The organism is Cognatiyoonia koreensis (assembly GCF_900109295.1).
Taxonomy (GTDB): Bacteria; Pseudomonadota; Alphaproteobacteria; order Rhodobacterales; family Rhodobacteraceae; genus Cognatiyoonia; species Cognatiyoonia koreensis.
In genome coordinates, this window is sequence record NZ_FOIZ01000002.1 from 871,855 (window position 1) to 891,762 (window position 19,908).

At 53.9% G+C, this 19,908-nt stretch carries 17 protein-coding genes; 12 read left to right on the plus strand and 5 right to left on the minus strand.

The genetic code is table 11. From position 1 onward, the window contains the following. Positions 1-202 precede the first annotated feature (202 nt). The 11 genes from BMY44_RS15790 (at position 203) to BMY44_RS15840 (ending at position 11,964) form a co-directional block, all read left to right on the plus strand. Entirely contained in the window at positions 203-1,342 is a 1,140-nt protein-coding gene (locus BMY44_RS15790; RefSeq protein ID WP_165611867.1) for a glycosyltransferase, read from the plus strand. After that, positions 1,339-2,889 (plus strand): ArnT family glycosyltransferase, encoded by a 1,551-nt coding sequence (locus BMY44_RS15795; RefSeq protein ID WP_089996866.1) that lies wholly within the window; start codon positions 1,339-1,341, stop codon positions 2,887-2,889. Before BMY44_RS15790 ends, BMY44_RS15795 begins: the two co-directional genes overlap by 4 nt. 31 nt (positions 2,890-2,920) lie before the next feature. After that, positions 2,921-3,862: a sulfotransferase family protein gene (locus BMY44_RS15800; protein WP_131801626.1), complete on the plus strand. Its 942-nt coding sequence runs from the start codon at positions 2,921-2,923 to the stop codon at positions 3,860-3,862. A gap of 615 nt (positions 3,863-4,477) precedes the next feature. After that, positions 4,478-6,214: an ABC transporter substrate-binding protein gene (locus BMY44_RS15805; RefSeq protein ID WP_089996868.1), complete on the plus strand. Its 1,737-nt coding sequence runs from the start codon at positions 4,478-4,480 to the stop codon at positions 6,212-6,214. A gap of 86 nt (positions 6,215-6,300) precedes the next feature. Then, the gene (locus BMY44_RS15810) at positions 6,301-7,368 is read left to right on the plus strand and encodes an ABC transporter ATP-binding protein (RefSeq protein ID WP_089996869.1); all 1,068 of its coding nucleotides are present in this window, start codon (positions 6,301-6,303) and stop codon (positions 7,366-7,368) included. Next, positions 7,368-8,441: an ABC transporter ATP-binding protein gene (locus BMY44_RS15815; protein WP_089996870.1), complete on the plus strand. Its 1,074-nt coding sequence runs from the start codon at positions 7,368-7,370 to the stop codon at positions 8,439-8,441. The genes BMY44_RS15810 and BMY44_RS15815 overlap by 1 nt, the downstream gene beginning before the upstream one ends. Next, entirely contained in the window at positions 8,438-9,301 is an 864-nt protein-coding gene (locus tag BMY44_RS15820; RefSeq protein WP_089996871.1) for a carbohydrate ABC transporter permease, read from the plus strand. Before BMY44_RS15815 ends, BMY44_RS15820 begins: the two co-directional genes overlap by 4 nt. After that, positions 9,298-10,095, plus strand: coding sequence for a carbohydrate ABC transporter permease (locus tag BMY44_RS15825; protein WP_089996872.1), 798 nt, complete (start codon positions 9,298-9,300; stop codon positions 10,093-10,095). Before BMY44_RS15820 ends, BMY44_RS15825 begins: the two co-directional genes overlap by 4 nt. Before the next feature lies 1 nt (position 10,096). Next, positions 10,097-10,375 (plus strand): DUF2160 domain-containing protein, encoded by a 279-nt coding sequence (locus BMY44_RS15830; RefSeq protein WP_089996873.1) that lies wholly within the window; start codon positions 10,097-10,099, stop codon positions 10,373-10,375. Between the two features lie 78 nt (positions 10,376-10,453). Further along, the gene (locus tag BMY44_RS15835) at positions 10,454-10,843 is read left to right on the plus strand and encodes a BlaI/MecI/CopY family transcriptional regulator (RefSeq protein WP_089996874.1); all 390 of its coding nucleotides are present in this window, start codon (positions 10,454-10,456) and stop codon (positions 10,841-10,843) included. Beyond that, the gene (locus BMY44_RS15840; RefSeq protein ID WP_089996875.1) at positions 10,840-11,964 is read left to right on the plus strand and encodes a M56 family metallopeptidase; all 1,125 of its coding nucleotides are present in this window, start codon (positions 10,840-10,842) and stop codon (positions 11,962-11,964) included. Before BMY44_RS15835 ends, BMY44_RS15840 begins: the two co-directional genes overlap by 4 nt. A gap of 5 nt (positions 11,965-11,969) precedes the next feature. Here BMY44_RS15840 and BMY44_RS15845 read toward each other — a convergent pair whose 3' ends face one another. The 5 genes from BMY44_RS15845 to BMY44_RS15865 all read right to left on the minus strand — a co-directional run bounded on the left by BMY44_RS15845 (position 11,970) and on the right by BMY44_RS15865 (position 17,402). After that, a complete protein-coding gene (locus BMY44_RS15845; protein WP_089996876.1) occupies positions 11,970-13,718 on the minus strand; it encodes a SulP family inorganic anion transporter in 1,749 nt (582 codons plus the stop codon). A gap of 58 nt (positions 13,719-13,776) precedes the next feature. Continuing rightward, complete coding sequence (locus tag BMY44_RS15850; protein ID WP_089996877.1) at positions 13,777-15,450, minus strand: bifunctional protein tyrosine phosphatase family protein/NAD(P)/FAD-dependent oxidoreductase; 1,674 nt, start codon at positions 15,448-15,450, stop codon at positions 13,777-13,779. Between the two features lie 17 nt (positions 15,451-15,467). Beyond that, a complete protein-coding gene (locus BMY44_RS15855; protein WP_089996878.1) occupies positions 15,468-16,349 on the minus strand; it encodes an MBL fold metallo-hydrolase in 882 nt (293 codons plus the stop codon). Between the two features lie 105 nt (positions 16,350-16,454). Beyond that, entirely contained in the window at positions 16,455-17,126 is a 672-nt protein-coding gene (locus BMY44_RS15860) for a Crp/Fnr family transcriptional regulator (protein WP_089997206.1), read from the minus strand. A gap of 81 nt (positions 17,127-17,207) precedes the next feature. Further along, complete coding sequence (locus BMY44_RS15865) at positions 17,208-17,402, minus strand: YgaP family membrane protein (RefSeq protein WP_242650583.1); 195 nt, start codon at positions 17,400-17,402, stop codon at positions 17,208-17,210. Between the two features lie 206 nt (positions 17,403-17,608). On the opposite strand from BMY44_RS15865, the gene BMY44_RS15870 reads away from it, so the two are divergent. Continuing rightward, positions 17,609-19,900, plus strand: a complete 2,292-nt coding sequence (locus tag BMY44_RS15870) for a hypothetical protein (RefSeq protein WP_089996879.1) — start codon at positions 17,609-17,611, stop codon at positions 19,898-19,900. Positions 19,901-19,908 lie beyond the last annotated feature (8 nt).

Consider the following 19,908-nt stretch of genomic DNA (forward strand, 5'->3'; position numbering starts at 1 on the left):
CAACCGCCGCAGCCCGTCCAAAGCGATTCCGGAATTATTGACTTCCGAACTCCGCGAAAGCGATGACGGCCATCGCTTGTTGACCTATCCGGCAAGAAACGATCTTATCAGGCGGCAATTTGCGAAGTAATTCTTCATTTCTTGATCGTGTTACCGGTGTCTTGCGCCATTCGCGCGTGAGATGTCTAGTTTGAGGCTTAGTATGGTTTTTGGTGCGCCACCACCCGTTGGGTCTGACCTCCCACTGGGGACCGGCATCAGTATTATCGTCCCCACCTATCAGGAAGTGGACAATATCCCTCATTTGCTGAAACGGCTGGAGGTATTTCGAGCTCAGTATGACGCTCCGGTGGAAGTGCTATTCATGGATGATGACAGCCAAGATGGTAGCGTAGAAGCCGTCGCGGCGGCCGGGCATGATTGGGCCCGTATCATCACGCGCACTGAGAACCGCGGGCTTAGTCAGGCTGTTATTGAAGGGTTCACGCAAGCTAAGTACCCGGTTCTCGCCTGCATGGATTGCGATCTATCTCATCCGCCGGAGGCATTGCCTCAGATGGTTCTGGGTTTGCGGGCCGGTCAGCAAATGGTGATCGGATCGCGCTATGTTCCGGGCGGATCAACGGACGACGATTGGGGTATCGGCCGTTGGCTGAACTCCCTGGTCGCCACGCTGCTGGCCCGGCCCCTGACAAAAGTACGCGACCCTATGTCCGGTTTTTTTGTCCTGCGCAAATCAGATTTTGAGGCCGCTGATTGGCTCAGCCCTGTCGGGTACAAGATCGCGCTTGAGCTTATTGTGAAGTGCGGTCTTGAGAATGTCGGCGAGGTCCCCATCCACTTTACTGACCGGGTCCATGGAGAATCCAAGCTCACGTTCAAAGAGCAGCTGAAATACATTCAGCATTTGCGGCGGCTTTACCTCTATAAATTCTCCAACATGATGTATCTTGCACAGTTCCTCGTCGTCGGGATGTCGGGAGTTGTGGTAAATCTCAGTGTGCTCAGCGTGTTGAGCGTGATGGGTCTTCCTGATTGGATTTGTCTTGCGGGCGGGATTGCAGTCAGCATCGTGACGAATTTCTTGCTGAACAGAAGATTCACGTTTTCCTATGCGCGCGATGGCGCGATCCTGCGCCAGTTCGTCAGCTTTGTCGGAGCATGCGCATTCGGCATGGTGGTCAACTACGTCGTTGCCTTAACCGTGCGGAACAACTTGGGTGACGATGGCACATTTACTTTGCAACTGGCTGCCCTAGCAGGAATTGCGGCCGGAATGGCGTTCAATTTCCTTGGCAGCCGCTATCTGGTCTTCCGAAAGCGGTTTGTGAAAAAGCCATGACGTTTATTCGCACCCATGTCGTTTGGCTATGGCCGGTCGGATTGGCCGTTCTGGTGTTGCTGACCCAAAGCGGTGCTTTGGTGCGTGAGGTTATCGATTGGGACGAGTCTACATTTATGTTGCTGGCGTCTGATCTGCGGGACGGGACACTTCCTTATGTCGAGCGTTTCGACAACAAGCCACCAATGCTCTTTTTTATCTTCGCTGGCTGGATGTCGTTATTTGGTGAATCTGTCCAGTCGGCGCGGTTCTTGGGTGACTTTTCCATGTGGATTGTTGCTGTGACGATTTTTTTCATTTCGCGAAGGTATGTCGATGACCTTGCCGCCGTGTCTGCGTCAGCTCTGTACGTCGCCATCCATGCGGTCGAGCCGGGCCTTCATACTTCTGCGGCGCTCCCGGCCATGGCGGCGGTGATGGTAGCCCTCTTGCTTTTGTTGGTCTATCCGAGGAAGTCCCCTGCAGTTTTTTGTGCGGGTATCCTTGTTGGGATCGCCGTCTTGACCCGGAGCAATCTGGCCTACATGGCGGTAGCCAGTGGTTTGTTGATTGCAGTGCTGGGCCTGATCTGGCCGGGTCGATTTGGTTTTGTCAGGATGTCACCCTTTGCTTACGGGGCAGGGGGTATGGTTCCTTTAGCGATAATTCTTGGCATCTTCGCCAACGGGAACGCGTTACACGAACTGTGGCTTGCAAGCGTTGAGGTCGCGATCAGTTATTCAAAAGAATGGAAATGGGGCCCGATCATTGCCGGCGTTAGTCATGTGCGAGTATGGATCCGCACAATGTCTGAAGCACCGTATTTGTATGTTCCGTTTACCATACTCACTGTGCTTGGAATTGTGGCTTCACTTTGGCCTCAGTCGGCAGATAAGATAAAAAAGCCTCTTCGCCTCCGACAGGTCCGCATGGAGTGGGCATTGATATGGGTTTTTTTGATCTCGATCCAGTGGTCGATTCTAAATAGCGGCTCGCTGTACGGACACTATTGGCTTCAGTTCTTTCCGCTGACTTGCCTTTTCGTAGCCGTGTTAATCGGTCGATTGCAAAGATGGATGATCTGGCGCGGTTTGGCCCTAGTTATTGTTTTAATTCCGGTTATGGCTGCGATGGTGCGAGTGGTGCCGACCAGTTTGCAGGTATTGACGAAGCATGGCTATGCTACGGAGCAATATGATATCTTGGCAGCGTCGATTGTGCTGGACGATATGATGGCACCAGATGACAGAGTCTGGGCGTTGTCCAATCACTTGATCTTGCACTATCTTAATCTTCCTACAGTATCGCGTGTGGTAGCTCATCCGAGCAACATCGTCAGAGAATCGATTACGACGCCGTTGGAAGAAGCTGGATATATCGAGCCCGACGAACTCAGACGCGTGATGGAAAGTTTGCCAGAGTTTATCGTATCTGATGCTTCCGAGGATTTGTTTTACTTCAAGGATCGCAGTCTGATCCCGAACTACCTAGAAGAAAATTACGACCTCGTTCATGCAACCCCGATCATCACAATATACCGTCTGAAAGAAGGCAGCGCTGCCAATTGATCGCTTCACTCCTCGATAAGGCGCATTTAACGTGACCGAGATCTCTCAAGACCCAATCATCATTTACGGCTCTGTGCGGTCTGGAACGACGATGTTCCGGCTGATGCTTGGGGCACATCCAGAACTTGTCGAGATAGGTGAAAACCAGTTCATAGTTGACGGTCTGATCGATCCGCATGCAGAAGACTTTCGATATAACACTCACTGGCTGCGCCACGAGCGGGTCTTTCGTATGCGAAATCTGACCTGTCCTGATGGATTGGACGGTCTTGCTTTGCGCGACCACATGATTGCCGCGATGAAGGATGGCCGGGATGGGCCGCCGGTCATTACGTTTCATGCCGATATCGACGTCCTCGATCGTCTGTTTCCGACGGCGCGTTACATACACATTTATCGCGATCCCCGCGACGTTGCCAATTCGGCAACTCGTTTCGGGTGGTCTGGAAATGTCTACTACGGTGCTGACTTCTGGTTGGCCGCAGAGGAAAGCTGGGCGCGCAAGAAAAAGACACTGAACCCGCGCCGCTATGCTGAAGTGCGTTATGAAGACCTGGTCATGAACCCGTCATCCGAATTGTCCCGACTGTGCGATTTTCTTGGTATCGCGTTCACCGATGCTATGTTCGGCTACGCTGAAAAGAGCACCTATGATAAACCCGATCCGAAACTGACCCAGCAATGGAAACGGAAACTGACGTCCCGCCAGACGGCCCTTGTCGAGCATCGATGCGGGCCGCTGATGGACGAACTTGGCTACGAACGTGCACACCGTGATCTCCAACCAATGGGCAGGCTTTCCAAACTGCACCTCGCCGTTGACAACAAGCTACGCAAAGTGAAGGCAGCCATCCGGTTTTTCGGTTTTCGCGACTACGGAATGGAAAAAATATTCCGTCTGCCCGGCTTGCAGGCCCGTCGTCAAGCAGTGTTGCTCCGCATGCAAGAGACGATGAACCGGTCTCTCAAGTAAGTCATCGATGTGCAGCTTTAACCCTATATATCTTTAAACAAGATTTCATTGCTGAAAGCGGCGCTTTTAGTTGCCAGATTATCCGATCCTTGTTCGTTCGCGGCGTGATCGGGGCCTTTGCCTACATCCCACAATCTGAACATCTCGGCCTCTGCCGATACGGAGAGATTTTGGGAACGGGCAGACCAGTAATACCGCCTTTGACAAGCTCGCGTGTTACCTGAACAGCAGTGACATCGCGTGTGAGATCACGGAGACGCAGGCCTGGGCGGACGTGGTGGGCCTTTTCAAGAGTTTAGGCCTTGGCGTTTGAAATCGTTTATCCGGCAGCCTCACTTGGAATTCGCAATCGAGCGCATTCTGGGATGTGCGTAGCCTTCCACATGGGTTTCTCAAAAGTCGATAGCGTAAGAGTGAGTCGTGTTACATCTCATTCTCAGGTTCCAGAGGACAAGATCGATTTCGGCCACTGACCATGTTCACGCAGGCCTTCGGGTCCTATTTTGAAGGCCTTTGCGCAACTACTAAATTTTTAGTTTGACAAGATGTGCAAACAGCCACCATGGTAAAGTGTCGGCGAAAACCGGCTCAATAAATCTCAAGGGAGGAGAAAAGATGCGCAAGTATCTGCTCTCCGCAGTTGCAGTGTCTGCTGTGATTGCGGGGTCCAATAGCGCTATGGCTGATGAAGCCGCAGCACAGCGTTGGATTGATCAAGAATTTCAACCGTCAACACTTTCAAAAGACGAACAGCTGATAGAAATGCAGTGGTTCATAGAAGCTGCACAGCCCTTTGCTGGCATGGAAATCAACGTCTTGTCCGAAGGCATCCCGACGCATTCGTACGAGAGCGAAGTGCTGACAAAGGCTTTCGAGGAAATCACCGGAATCAAAGTAAATCACCAGATCTTGGGTGAAGGTGAGGTCGTACAGGCTGTGCAGACCCAGATGCAGACCAACCGGAACCTGTATGACGGCTACGTTAATGACTCTGATCTAATCGGCACCCATTCGCGTCTACAACAGGCGTACAATCTAACCGAACAGATGGCCGGTGATTGGGCGGCAACGACATCCCCGACCTTGGATCTTGAAGACTTTATGGGCATCCAGTTTACGACCGGTCCTGATGGTAATTTGTACCAGTTGCCAGATCAGCAATTTGCGAACCTGTATTGGTTCCGCAAAGACTGGTTTGATCGTGAAGACCTGCAGGAACAGTTCAAAGCAAAGTATGGCTATGATCTGGGCGTGCCTGTTAACTGGTCCGCCTACGAAGACATTGCCGAGTTCTTCAGCAACGATGTGCAGGAAATCGAAGGCGTGCGTATCTACGGCCACATGGATTACGGCAAGCGTGCCCCCGATCTTGGCTGGCGCATGACCGACGCTTGGCTGTCTATGGCCGGTGCCGGGTCAAAAGGTGAGCCGAATGGTGTGCCGATTGATGAATGGGGCATCCGCATGGAAGCGGGTACGTGTAACCCGGTTGGTGCGTCCGTCACCCGTGGTGGTGCTGCCAACGGTCCGGCTGCAGTCTATGCGATCCGCAAGTGGGATGAGTGGTTGCGGAACTACGCGCCTCCGGGTGCGGCAAGCTATGACTTTTACCAGTCATTGCCGGCATTGGCCCAAGGCAACGTCGCCCAGCAGATTTTCTGGTACACAGCTTTCACCGCCGACATGGTTGCCCCGCAGTCTGCTGGCAACAACACGGTAGACGAAGAGGGCACGCCGCTTTGGCGTATGGCCCCAAGCCCGCACGGCCCATATTGGGAAGACGGCCAGAAAGTTGGTTATCAAGATGTGGGGTCTTGGACTTTCCTGAAATCCACACCGTCTGATCGTGCACAAGCCGCCTGGCTTTACGCCCAGTTCGTGACGTCCAAAACTGTTGACGTGAAAAAGTCCCACGTGGGTCTGACATTCATTCGCGACAGTTCGGTCAACCACGAGTCCTTTACGGAGCGTGCGCCACAACTCGGCGGATTGGTTGAATTCTATCGCTCACCTGATCGGGTGCGCTGGTCGCCAACCGGGATCAATGTGCCTGACTATCCCAAGCTTGCCCAAATCTGGTGGCAGCAGATCGGTGACGTAAACTCCGGTGCGTTTACGCCTCAGGAAGCGATGGACCGACTGGCTGAGGAAATGGATATCACCATGGCCCGGATGCAGGCAGCTGACGAAGCCGCCGACGTCTATGGCGGATGTGGTCCACGTCTGAATGAGGAACAGACTGCGGAGTATTGGTTCGAAAACGGTGGCGCGAAGCCTCCCTTGGAGAACGAGAAACCGCAAGGCGAGACAGTCAACTACGACGAGTTGGTTGCACGCTGGGCTTCTGAATAAACCTCCCTGTCCGGCGCTTTGTGCGCCGACACGACCGGGGCCTGTAACGGGCTCCGGTCAATTTAGCTGATGCCTCAAAGGTCGACATGACACTGCAAGTAAACAATATCACCAAGGTCGTGAATGGTCAGGTCCACATCAAGCCAACAACGCTGACGCTGGAGACCGGTCATTTCAATGTGCTTCTTGGCAAAACCGGATCGGGAAAAACGTCCCTGATCAAGATGATGGCTGGTCTTGATCCGATTGCCGATGGGCAGATCATCATGGACGGCAATGATGTGACAAAGCTGAGTACACAAAAGCGCAACATCAGCCTTGTTCACCAGTTCTTCGTTAACTACCCGCACATGACCGTTTTCGACAATATCGCCTCCCCCTTGAAGGTTGCAGGCATGCCGAAATCCGAAATTCAGGGCCGCGTGGAAGAAGCAGCTGACATCTTGCAGCTGCGCCCCATGTTGAACCGCCGTCCTCATGAATTGTCGGGCGGTCAGCAACAGCGCACCGCATTGGCCCGCGCCATCGCGAAGGAGAGCCGCGCCGTGTTTCTTGATGAGCCTTTGGCGAACCTCGATTACAAGCTGCGCGAGGAACTGCGTGAACAATTGCCGGAGCTTTTCAAAGGGCGTGGTGCCGTGGTCGTTTATGCCACATCAGAGCCCGAAGAAGCCTTGTTGCTTGGTGGGTACACAGGTTTGATGGATGATGGCCATGTCGTCCAATTTGGCGAAACTGCCAATATATATCGCAAACCGGGGTCACTGATGGCGGCCGCCGTCTTTTCCGACCCTCCGATCAACACCGCGTCTGTGTCCAAACGCGGCAATGAAATACAAATGGGAGCCGCAAAATGGACTGTGGCGGTGAGTGATCTTGCCGACGGGGAATACACGTTAGCCGTTCGGCCGCATCATGTAACACCTACGCCCACCGCGAAGAATATTGTGGCGTTGGTGGGTGACGTTCTGGTGACTGAACTGTCCGGTTCAGAAAGCTCTGCACATTTTCGTATGCCTGGCGCTGACTGGGTTTCCCTTGCTCACGGGGTGCATCCTTATGAAATCGGCAAGTCCCATCCCTTTTATCTTGATCCGGCAGCATGTTTCTATTTCGCGTCAGACGGATCGCCTGCGAAGGAAGGATCAGTCTGATGGCAAAAATCTCGCTTTCCAAGTTGCGGCACAGCTATCTTGCCAACCCGAGTTCACCGGATGACTTTGCCTTGAACGAGATCGACCTCAATTGGTCAGATGGTGGGGCCTATGCCCTTCTGGGGCCATCAGGGTGCGGTAAGTCAACCTTGCTGAACATCATTTCCGGGCTTCTTCATCCGTCAGAAGGGCACATCCTGTTCGATGACAAGGATGTAACTGACCTGCCGCCAGATCAGCGCAACATCGCGCAAGTTTTCCAGTTTCCCGTTATTTATGACACGATGTCGGTTTACGACAACCTCGCCTTTCCACTGCGCAACCGCGGCGTTCCGGCCGATAAAGTAGACCAGCGCGTGAAAGAGATCGCTGAGATGCTGGAAGTGACCGAGATGCTGCGGAAGCGGGCAGCGGGTCTGTCACCTGACAACAAGCAAAAAATTTCGATGGGGCGCGGTCTCGTCCGCGATGACGTCAACGTCGTGATGTTCGATGAACCGCTGACGGTGATCGACCCGCATTTGAAATGGAAGTTGCGCAGTAAGCTGAAAGAACTGCATCAGAAGGTTCGCGTGACGATGATCTATGTCACACATGACCAGACCGAGGCGCTGACCTTCGCGGATCAGGTAGTTGTCATGCAGGAAGGTGAAGTGGTCCAGATCGGTACACCCGTCGAATTGTTCGAGCGTCCGACGCATACGTTCGTCGGCCATTTCATCGGTTCACCCGGCATGAATATCCTGCCTGCTGACGTGCGGGACGGCGGCGCGTTCTTGCAGGGCCATCATGTTCCACTCGAAGGGAAGGTCACAGGCGAAGCAGGCCTAACGCAGATCGGTGTACGTCCTGAATTCATTCGCGTCAGCGATCAAGGACTGCCAGCGGTTGTCCGCAAGGTGTCAGATGTCGGTCGCCATAGTGTGATCGAAGCAATGATCGGTGACACTTCGATCAAGGCCGTTACCGAAGATTCACCACCCGAACAGGGCGAGAATATTCGTTTGGCGTTCCAGCAGAACCAAACCCGGCTTTACCGTGACGGCTGGCTGACCTCGGAGGCAGCAACATGAAAACTCAAAACCAAAAGGCCTGGTTCTTTGTTCTGCCGGTCCTGTTCCTCGTCGCCTTTAACGCGCTGATTCCTATGATGACCGTCGTGAATTATTCGGTACAGGAAACCTTCGGGAACAATGTGTTCTTCTTCGAGGGATTGCGCTGGTTTGAGGAATTACTTGCATCCGAGCGGTTTCATGCGGCGTTGGGCCGGCAGTTCTTGTTCACCGCGATCATTCTTGCGATCGAGATCCCTTTGGGAATTGTCATCGCGCTGGCCATGCCACGCAAGGGCGTCTGGGTCTCTGTATGCCTCGTGCTGATGGCACTGCCGATGCTAATCCCGTGGAATGTGGTGGGCAGCATGTGGAATATCTTCACGCTGCCCAAGATCGGGATGCTGGGCTATTTCATGAACGATGTGCTGGGTGTGCCCTATGATATGACGCAGCAACCGGTATCGGCTTGGGTCACGATCATCGTCATGGATGTATGGCACTGGACCTCGCTTGTTGTGCTGCTTTGCTATGCTGGTTTGGTTTCAATCCCAGATGCGTATTATCAGGCCGCCAAAATTGACGGTGCGACGCCCTTCAAGGTGTTTCGGTACATTCAGCTTCCCAAGATGAAGCAGGTACTGACCATCGCGATATTGCTGCGGTTCATGGACAGCTTCAACATCTATACTGAACCTTTTGTTCTTACAGGGGGTGGTCCGGGAAATTCGACAACGCTCTTGTCCATTGATCTTGTGAAAATCGCTCTCGGGCAATTCGATCTTGGCCCAGCCGCTGCGATGTCGCTGATCTACTTCGCGATCACGTTGTTGGTGAGCTGGCTGTTCTATACGCTGATGACAAAGGACGACGCGCAATGAGAAAGCGTTCACTCATCCCGATCCTTTACATCCTGTTCTTGCTACTGCCGATCTATTGGCTGGTATCGATGTCGTTTAAGACCACGAACGAGATTCTGTCAGGTTTCAGCCTCTTTCCCCGCACCGTTACACTGGAAAATTATCGCACGATCTTTACCGACCCAAGCTGGTATTGGGGTTACATCAACTCGATCATCTACGTTTCACTCAATACGGTGATCTCGCTCGCGGTGGCTTTGCCAGCAGCGTATGCCTTCAGTCGTTACCGGTTTCTGGGGGACAAAACGCTGTTCTTCTGGTTGCTGACGAACAGAATGGCACCGGCGGCAGTATTCGCACTGCCATTCTTCCAGCTTTATTCAGCTGTAGGTCTATTTGACACCCATATCGCTGTAGCGCTGGCGCATTGCCTGTTCAATATCCCGCTGGCGGTCTGGATACTTGAAGGTTTCATGGGCGGCGTACCGAAGGAACTGGACGAAACCGCCTATGTGGACGGCTATTCCTTTCCACGCTTTTTCCTGACGATTTTTCTGCCGACGATTAAGGCAGGGGTCGGCGTCGCTGCGTTCTTCTGCTTCATGTTTTCGTGGGTCGAACTATTGCTCGCCAAGACACTGACAGCCGTTGAGGCCAAACCGATTGCAGCGACCATGACCAAGACGGCATCGTCCGCGGGTTACGAGCTTGGCCTGTTGGCGGCAGCTGGAACGTTGACAATCATTCCAGGGGCGATCGTGATTTATTTCGTACGCAACTACATCGCGAAGGGCTTTGCCCTGGGGAGGGTCTGAGATGTTTGGTTGGATGGCGTGGACATGGCCAACAGGGCTGTTCTTCATCGGCCTTTTCACGGCGATGGGGATCATCACCTTTATCGAGATCAAGTATCCTGGAACGTCTGAGCGCAAGGGTGCCTTGGGATTGACGACCACGCGGGGGGACCGGTTGTTCCTGTCGCTGCTTGGAGCGACATACATCTTTCTTGCATGGCTCTTCTTCTTTGGATCACCCCTTTGGGGGCCATTGGCAATCAGCGTCGGATGGGGGCTCTTTTGCTTTTGGAAAGTCTGACAAAGTTCTTGGACTTACGAAAACCTTCGTATTTACTCCTGCGCGGGGCGAGTAGGTCTAATGAAAACGGTAGGTGGTATGCGGCAAAAGAAGAAAAGTGAGTTTCTGACCGAGGTCGAACTGGAGTTCATGACTGAGCTTTGGGCGCTGGGCGAAGGGTCGGTACGTGATGTGCTGGCACGGCTCGCACCCGAACGCGACCTTGCCTATACCTCTGCTGCCACAATCCTGCGGATCATGGAACAAAAAGAATTTGTGACAAGCGAAAAGCAAGGCAAGACATTCGTCTATAAGCCGATCCTGGAGAAAGACGCCTATCAGGCCAAAACGCTGCGCGACCTGTCAGACAAGCTGTTTGACGGAACGCCTGCTTCGATGGTGGCACGATTGGTTGATGATCAGGGCATTTCAGATCAAGCATTGGAAGAAATACGGGCACTTCTGGAGAGGAGGTTGACCGAACAATGACCGCTGAACACCTGTTAAGCGCCTATTTCGATACCAACGTAATTCTTCTTATCGTCGCACTTGTGTGGTGCGGAGCGAAGACCCTAATCACGCGCACCCGATTGCGAAACGCCTACGTCATGCAGCTTCACCTGCTTTATGGGGTAATCAGCATGGTTGCCCTAACTCCGCTGCTCCTGTTTCTGTTCGACGCAAGTCATCGCATTGGCATTGTCTCGTCACGAAATGGGCTGACATTCTCTGATTTTCTTGTGGCGCAATACTTGCATGGCAACATTGCCATGGCCCCTTCCAAGTTCGAAAGCTTCCTTATGCTGCGCACTGAGTTGACGCGCGACATTGTGACTATGGGAAGCTGGATTGGCAGTCTAGTGGTTGTCGGATTGCTGTCTGGTTTTCTTTACATCGTTGTGAAAAACGCGCTGACCACGATCAAGCTCGTTAGAATAATCAAAGAGAGTTACGTCCTGCGCCGGATCGGGCGGGTGGATGTCCGATTTACACATGAAACGACGGTGCCGTTCTCGACCCGCGGCTTATTCAGGCATTACGTCGTGTTGCCGACCGGGCTTTTGGCGCACAACAATGATGTGCGCATTGCCGTCAGTCACGAAATGCAGCACATCCGTCAACGTGATTTGACTTGGGAAATCGGTTTGGAATTGCTACGCCCGTTCTTCTTCTGGAATCCGGCATTTGCATACTGCAAACGTGACGTGGAGCGCATTCGGGAATTGGCCTGCGATCAGCAGGTGCTTTGCCGCAGGACCCACTTGATCCGAGCCTATTGCGAGTGCCTGTTGCGCGTCTGTAAGAATAGCCTGACCCGTGACCACAGCAACCAGATCATGACGCCGAGCGTGCCTTTCGTGCAGCTGGATCAGCGTGCCAGTGCAAGCCACTCCGAAAGCTTCCTGATGCAGCGGATCGTTTCGGTTCTTGATGGTCCATCGACAGTGGGTCACAGCCTTGCAAGCAAGACGGTGATGCTGGCGCTTGTCATGATCGTGATGGGGGCTACTGTTGCGTTGAGGCCTGTCAATGACTGGAGCCATGATCGTTTGATGCTCTCGACGATCGTGAACCTTGAGCGGTTAAACACACGTACGATCCAGCCATAAGGCCGTCAGTTGGCTGCTGCCTTGTTGACATCAGAATTTCTGAATTCCGGGCCTCTCAGACTATGAGCGGCTTCGAATTGCGACAGAAAAACCTTACCGGTCATTTCTTTGAGGAAATGTCCCTTTTTCAAACGATCCATCACCGGGCCTTTGACTTCGGAAAGATGAAGTTTGACATCCATTTCGCGCAGTCGCTGGTTGATGGCCTCAAGCGACTCCAGCGCGCTCAAGTCGATTTCATTGATGGCAGAGCACTGCAGGATGACGTGCCTGATCTGCTTGTCGCCGGCGACCCGGTTTTGAATCTTATCTTCGAGGAACCGTGCGTTTGCGAAGTAAAGGCTTTCGTCCACGCGGAGCGAAACGACCGTGGGGTCTGTCATCACGTCATGGCGTAGGATGTTACGGTAGTGTTCGGTGCCGGGAACCTGCCCGACCTCTGCAATGTGTGGTCTAGAGGATCTGTAGAGATGCAAAAGGATCGACAGACCCACCCCGGCGGACACCCCGGCTTCAACTCCGAAAGCGAGGGTCACGATGATTGTCGTTAGTACCGCGGCGAAATCCGCCTTTGAGTAATGCCAGCTCCGGCGCAGGATCGAGAAATCAACAAGGCTCAGAACTGCGACGATGATCGTTGCTGCTAGCGTTGCATTGGGAAGGAAGTAGATCAGCGGAGTAAGCGAAACGGCAGCGATGGCAAGTCCCAGCGCCGTAAATGCACCGGCGGCTGGCGTTTCCGCGCCTGCATCAAAGTTGACGACCGACCGCGAAAAACCTCCTGTCACTGGAAATCCACCGGTGAGGGATGCCCCGATATTTGCCGCCCCAAGCCCGAGCAATTCCTGATCGGGATCAATCCGCTGGCGCTTTTTCGCGGCGAGGGTTTGGGCGACGGAGATCGATTCAACAAAGCCGATGATTGAAATCAGAAAAGCGGGCAATAGAAGCTGACCTAGTAGCGACGGCGAAAAAGATGGAAGCGTGAAGGGTGGAAGGCTTTGCGGCACATCCCCGACGATCTTGACCCCATTTTCGTCCAGTCCGAACGACCAGACCGCAATCGTCGTTACGACCACGACAGCAACCGGACCCGCTTTGACGAGTATTCCTGTCAGTCTCGGCTTCAGCCCAAGGCTTTCTAGGAGGGGTTTCAGCCCTTTGCGGACCCAGAACAGAAATGCGGTCGCTGCAATGCCAATAACTGCGGTGATCCAGTTCGACTCCGTCAGATGGGTCACAAGCGAAATGACAAGCTCCAGTAGGTTATGCCCTTCTGCGTCAATACCAAGGATGTGTTTTATCTGGCTGGCGGCGATGATGATCCCTGATGCCGTAATGAACCCTGCAATGACGGGGTGTGACAGGAAATTCGCAACGAACCCAAGACGGAACAATCCCATCACGATCAGCATCAGGCCTGACAATGCTGCAAGCGAAAGTGCCGCAACTCCGTAACCCATTGTGCCCTGTTCGACGATATTGCTAAGAGCGGCGGCTGTCATCAATGAGACAACCGCAACGGGTCCGACTGCCAGCGCGCGGCTCGTCCCAAATACTGCGTAAAGCAGGATCGGCACGATGGATGCGTAAAGTCCGGCTTCGGCCGGAAGCCCCGCCAACAGCGCATAAGCCAGTGATTGCGGGATCAGCATGATCGTTACGATCAACGCTGCCATCAGATCGTTCGACAATGCGGCGCGCGAATAATCGCGACCCCAGACAAGAATTGGCAGGTAGCGGGAAAGCATCATGTTCTTCTCTATTCAGGGCAACCGCCCCTTCTGTTCGCGCAAGGGACGGTTGCTGGTACTACTCGGCGGCGATCTTTTCAGGCTTGGCCATCCATTCCCGACCTTTGAGCATACCTTTCCAGTAAACAGGGGGCAGCATCCTTTCCTTCAGGAACCATGCTGCGCGTGTGGGCTTGGTCCCGTCGATCAAAAACTTTGGGAAGCTGGGCAGCAGAGTGCCGCCATAGCCGAATTCGGCCAGAACGATCTTGCCACGCTCGACTGTCAATGGGCAGGAACCATAGCCGTTGTATTGTGCAACTGGCGATCCGCCACGCATATCTGCCACGATGTTTTCGGCCACGATCGGGGCTTGAATGCGTGCTGCCGCAGCCGTCTTGGCGTTGGGCGCGTTCATGACATCCCCAAGCGACCAGATGTTGCCATAGGTCTTGTGGCGCAGCGTCGCTTGATCCACATCGACCCAGCCTGCGGCGTCTGCCAGCGGAGAAACACGAATGAAGTCGGGGGCCGTTTGTGGTGGGCAGACATGCATCATATTAAATTCAATCTCGACCCGTTCGACAGGCGCATCTGGTACTGCCACATCGAACCACGCCTTCTTTGAAGGGCCGTCCACAGCGACAAGGTTATGAAAGAAGTTCAGCGTGGCGTCATATTTGTTGATGTAATCCATCAGTGCGGGGACATAATCTTTGACCCCGAACAGGACGCCGCCTGCGTTGTTGAACTGGATGTCCATGTTCTTGAGGACCCCGCGACGGTGCCAAGCATCCGCTGAGAGGTACAGCGCCTTTTGTGGGGCACCGGCGCATTTAATCGGCATCGGCGGCTGGGTAAAGATCGCGCGACCTTTTTTCAGACCCTTCACCAACTGCCAAGTGTAGGGGGCCAAATCGTAACGATAATTCGAAGTCACGCCGTTCTGGCCCAATGTCTGAACTAGGCCTTCGACCTTGTTCCAGTCGAGTTTCAGTCCCGGGCAGACAATCAAGCGGCCATATTTGACGACCCGACATCCGTCGAGGATGATGGCATCATTCTGTGGTTCGAACGCAGCGACTGCGGCCTTGATCCAGTGCACACCTTGCGGGATGAGGGACCCCATCGTGCGTGCTGTCTGTTCGGGGTCGAAAATCCCGCCACCCACCATCGTCCAGCCCGGTTGATAGTAATGGATATCGGCAGGATCGATGATCGCGATTTCAAGGCCTGGTTTGCGGGCTTTCAGGCTTGCTGCTGCGGCTATCCCGCCAGCACCAGCACCAACGATCACGACTTCATAGCGTGCATCGCCCGTATCAGTTGGCGTCTTGCCGCCATTCACGATCCGGCGCACCACGCCACCCATGTCATAGCCCGCCGCTTTTGTCGCCGCGAGGATGTCTGCGACGCTGCGGTTGCCGGCCTGCGAAAGCGACCAGAGCGTGGCAGATCGCGTGCCTGTGCGACAATAGGCAAGCACGGGGCCAGGCAATTTTGCAAGCGCCATGTCAAATGCGGCTGCATCCTCGTCCGATACCTTGCCTGCGACAATCGGCTGATAGACAGCTTCAAGACCTGCGGCCTTTGCGGCTTTTGACAGCTCTGCGAATGTGGGCTGGTCTGCGCCTTCGCCGTCAGGGCGGTTGCACACGATCGCGCGAAAGCCCGCGTCCTTGATCGCCTGGATATCGTCCGCAGTGACCTGCGGACTGACTGACAGGCGTGCGGTCAGTGATTTGATTTCCATGAGGCTATCCCTTTCAATCAAAGGCCGTTGACAGGCACACGCAACATCGGGTTGCCGTCCTTGTCTTTGGGAAGTTCACCTGCCCGCATGTTCACTTGCAGTGATGGAATGATCAGGTTGGGCATCGCAAGCTGCGCATCACGTTCGGTGCGGAATCGGATGAAGTCTTCACGTGTCTTGTCACCGCCGACATGTATGTTGTGCGCCTTCTCTTCGGCAACCGTGGTTTCCCACTGGATCGCGCGGCCGTTTGGCCCATAGTCATGACACATGAACAGACGCATGTTGTCGGGCAGTTCCAGCACCTTCTGAATGCTATCATAAAGCTGTCCTGCATCGCCGCCCGGGAAATCGGCACGCGCAGATCCGCCATCGGGCATAAACAGTGTATCACCAACAAAAGCGGCGTTCCCCATAACGTGAACCATGCATGCGGGCGTGTGTCCGGGCGTATACATGGCAAAGCCTTGCATGTTACCGACCATATACGTGTCGCCATCCTTGAAGAGCGCATCGAACTGCGACCCGTCACGCTGGAATTCGGTGCCCTCGTTGAAAACCTTCCCAAAGGTTTCCTGCACGACCATGATCTTTTCACCGACACCGATCTTGCCGCCAAGTTTTTGCTGGATGTAGGGCGCAGCGCTCAGGTGGTCGGCGTGAACATGGGTCTCGATAATCCAATCCAACTTGAGACCGCGCGACGTGATTTCTGCAATCAGCGCGTCCGCGTGATCGTAAGTAATCCGTCCGGCAGCATAATCGATGTCCATCACACTATCTATGATCGCGCAATGATCGCTTTCGGGATCCTTGACGATATAGGAAATTGTATTCGTCGCCTCGTCGAAGTGTGCAGAAACGTCGGGCTTGATTGTTAGGTCGACAGGGTAGGTCATGGTTTTGCCTCCGGATGAGAAACGGAAATTATCGAAAAGGTCCCTTCGCATAGGCCTATTCGGGACCGGCGTCGGTGACATTGTCACTAAATCGGAGATGATGATTCAGGTGTTGTGGTGCGCCAGTTGTGTCAGCTGCGCCCGGTTGCGCAAAGTTACACTGCCCCGGCTTTGCGCGATCCAGCCGCGTCGCTGGAATTCCTGAAGTTGTCGCGAGATCACTTCGCGCGCTGTTCCAAGTTCGACCGATAGTTTCTGGTGCGTCGTCGCGATAGTGTCTGCACCGTCAGACAATTCGATCAGCCTGTCTGCCAGTCGCACGTCCAGCCGTTGAAACGCGACTTCGTCAATCATGTGGAACAGGTCGGTAATTCGCTTTGAAAACGCGGCAAAGACGAAGTCCCGAAAGGATTTTGATTGCGCGACCAGATCGTCAAATACATCGCGAGGAATGGCTGCAGCCTGCACCTGCGTTTCCGAAATGCCTTCTGCAGCATAGTGTTCGTAAGCAAGAAGGCAGGCCGTCGTCAGGACGCAGCTTTCACCCGCATGGATGCGGTAAAGCACGATCTCATGGCCGGTATCCGACACTTGTTGTACGCGCACCGTGCCATCCAGTAGGAACAGCATGTTTTCCGGCGAATTGCCTGGGCCAAAGATCGTTGTGTTGGCGGGGACCGAAATGATCGCGCTGCGTTTCAGCAAAAGGTCTTTGACCGGGGACTCCAAATAAGAGAGACCCGGAAAACGTTCGACCCATTCTTCGTCAATCGCCATTTGCATCCCATCAGTGACAGCTAGAATGCAGTAGCGCACGCATGAATGCAATTGCAGCGAACCGTTCGGTCTGATGAACGCCTAGCAGTCAGTGCAGGTTTTGAAACCAAACACGCGGTAGAGCGGGCAGAAGTTCAAGGCCGCCGTTCCGACCAGAATAAGGCCAAGCCATCCCCAAACGCCGATTGTGCCGATCGCGGCAAGAACAACAAGAATAGCGCCAATCACAAGGCGCAAGAGACGGTCTGTCGTGCCAAGATTACGCGAGATTTGCATGATGTTTCTCCTCTTTCCTGTTTCGGACCTTAGCATAGTCTGCCGCACACGACGGTGACTTTGTCACCAATGACACACAAGTCTTCGGCGGCTGTCAGCGCGACAAATTCCCTACAAAAGTCGGATCACCGTAAGATTATCGCCACTTTTGCACCCCATTGTCCAAGAACTGGAAGGACGCAGTGGGTGCGTGAAAGGGGCCGAACATGCTTGATAAACAAGACCTGGAGGAGTCTGACTCGGCACAGAATGTCGGAGCGGTGACTTACACCGGTGACCTGAAAGGCCGCATTATCGCGCACCGCAACGACCGAATGGGTGCGCGGCTGATCGCGATGATCAACGCAATGCGGATCGCAGATACGCTTGATCTTCCGTTTCTGGTGGGCTGGACGACACATGGCCGCACCAGCGAAGAAATCCGTCGCCCGTCCGACATTTTTTCAAGGGACTTTATCGCCCAACATTTCTTTGGCGGCGACGACCTGAACCGGATCTGGCCCAGTTTGACAAATCTGGACAAGATTGAAGAGACATCGCCGCAATCCATCCGCAGTGCCGCCAGCAAGGGCGCATCGTTTCTGTCCGAGGTCGTTCTTGGCAGCCTTGTTCTGCCTTGGGAAAATGCGGATGAAGTCGAAGCGATATTGCCGACCTATTTCAAGAAAATCCCATTCTCGCCGGTCGTGGCGCAGGTGATGCAAGAAATCGACGACCGCTTTGCCGGTCTGTCCTTGCGCGCTTATCACATCCGACGCGGCGATATCATTTCCGATCCAATCACGTCAGAAAAGCTGTGGCCGAACAAGTACATCCCGCGTGAATTTTACGAGGTCCATATCCGGCAGTTCCTCGATGGCGGCGGTGACCGATGCATCATTTTTTCGGACACGCCAGAAGAGATTGCACGTCTCAAAGAAATCGATAGCCGCATTTTGGCATTCGACGACGTCGTCCCAAATGATGGACTGACTGCTGGACAGCGCGATTTTCTGGAACTGTTTTCAATGTCGAAGTGCCCGCAGATTTTTGGCCCTCCGGAAAGCGCATTTTCACAGACGGCGGCCACGATTGGTGGTGGCAAGGTCTTTGCAGTTCAAACATCGCTATCCAACGCGGAACACGCGAAGGCGATGAACCTGATGTCGAGCCGCCTTGCGCAGCCGGAACGCTATTTCCTAGGCGATGGTGATGTCGGGCAGAACTTTCCATTTCTCATCGAACACTATGAAAATAACGGTCAACCGAAAGAAGCGCGTGATATTATTCAGCAGCTGGTCGAAGATGGCTTTTCGCGATCCTACGCCTATCCGCAGCTTTGCCGGTTGTCTTGGGCGTGTGATGATCTTGCCGCGGTGCATGACATACTTGAAACGGCCCGCAAGCGTCCGATCATGACCGATGCAGCGATGGCGACGCTTTATGCGTTTTCCGCGCTGTCATACATGCAGCGTGGCGACAAGACCAAAGCTTTGCGTAGTATCCAATCGGCATACTGGTTCGGTCCGCTGGACAAGATTGTCGGCGGTATCCTGAACATGATGCTGTCGGTCGGATGGTTGGGCGATCAAACGATCTATCCCTTCGATGCAGGGCTTGTGCGCAACAAGGGCCGGCTTTTCCCACAGAACAATCCGGAACTGGACATCTTCAACACCATTGCGCTGCCCGGTGGTTATAAGGGTAAACCGCAGTATTACCCGTGGGATCTGGCCGTCCGGGATTGGCGGTTTATTCATGGCAAGAAGCTGAACCGCGCGTTCTGGCAAAAGGGCAAGCTGCAAAACGAGCTAAGTCGACTTGTCCGATCTTCCTCAAAGATCGCCGGATCGCCGCAATTATCCAGCGCCATGTCAATCTATCTGCGCTATTTGGAGGAGTTCGAAGCCGCCTATAAAGAAAGCACCCGGGCCGAGGCGCAGGACAGGTTCAACCCGCTTTATGCAAAGCGCAGCGCCGACATTCTGCTGGAGTCAGGTGATTTGGGTGAAGGTATCAGTGCGCTGTCGCGCGCAGCGGATATGTCAGATGACAACCCGTATTACCTTGCACATCTAGGGTTCTGGTACGGAAAGGCCCGAATGCCTGACATGGCTTATGATACTTTTATGCGGCTTGCTGACGTCAACCACACTAGCATCGAGGTCACGTTGATGACCTCTGAATTCCTGCGTCGACGGCTTGACACCCGCGACCAGGCGCTGGTCCTTTTGAATGAGGTCGAGGCCAAAGCGCATGGGTCGCAGCGCGTGCTGATTTCAAAAGCCCGCCTGCTCTTGCTGATGGGACGCACTGAAAAAGCCGCTGCAATCTACCGCACAATCGCTGCGCAACATACGGCGCATGAAAATGTCTTTGTACAGATGTATCGCCTATTGGCGAAGGACGGGCATGAAAGCCTTGCCCGCAGTATTCTGCAGGATAGCCAGTTCACGCCGGACGACATCCAAGAACGTTTCAAAGAAACGCTTTCCGATCCTGACAAACTCGCTGCCTGATCGCAGCG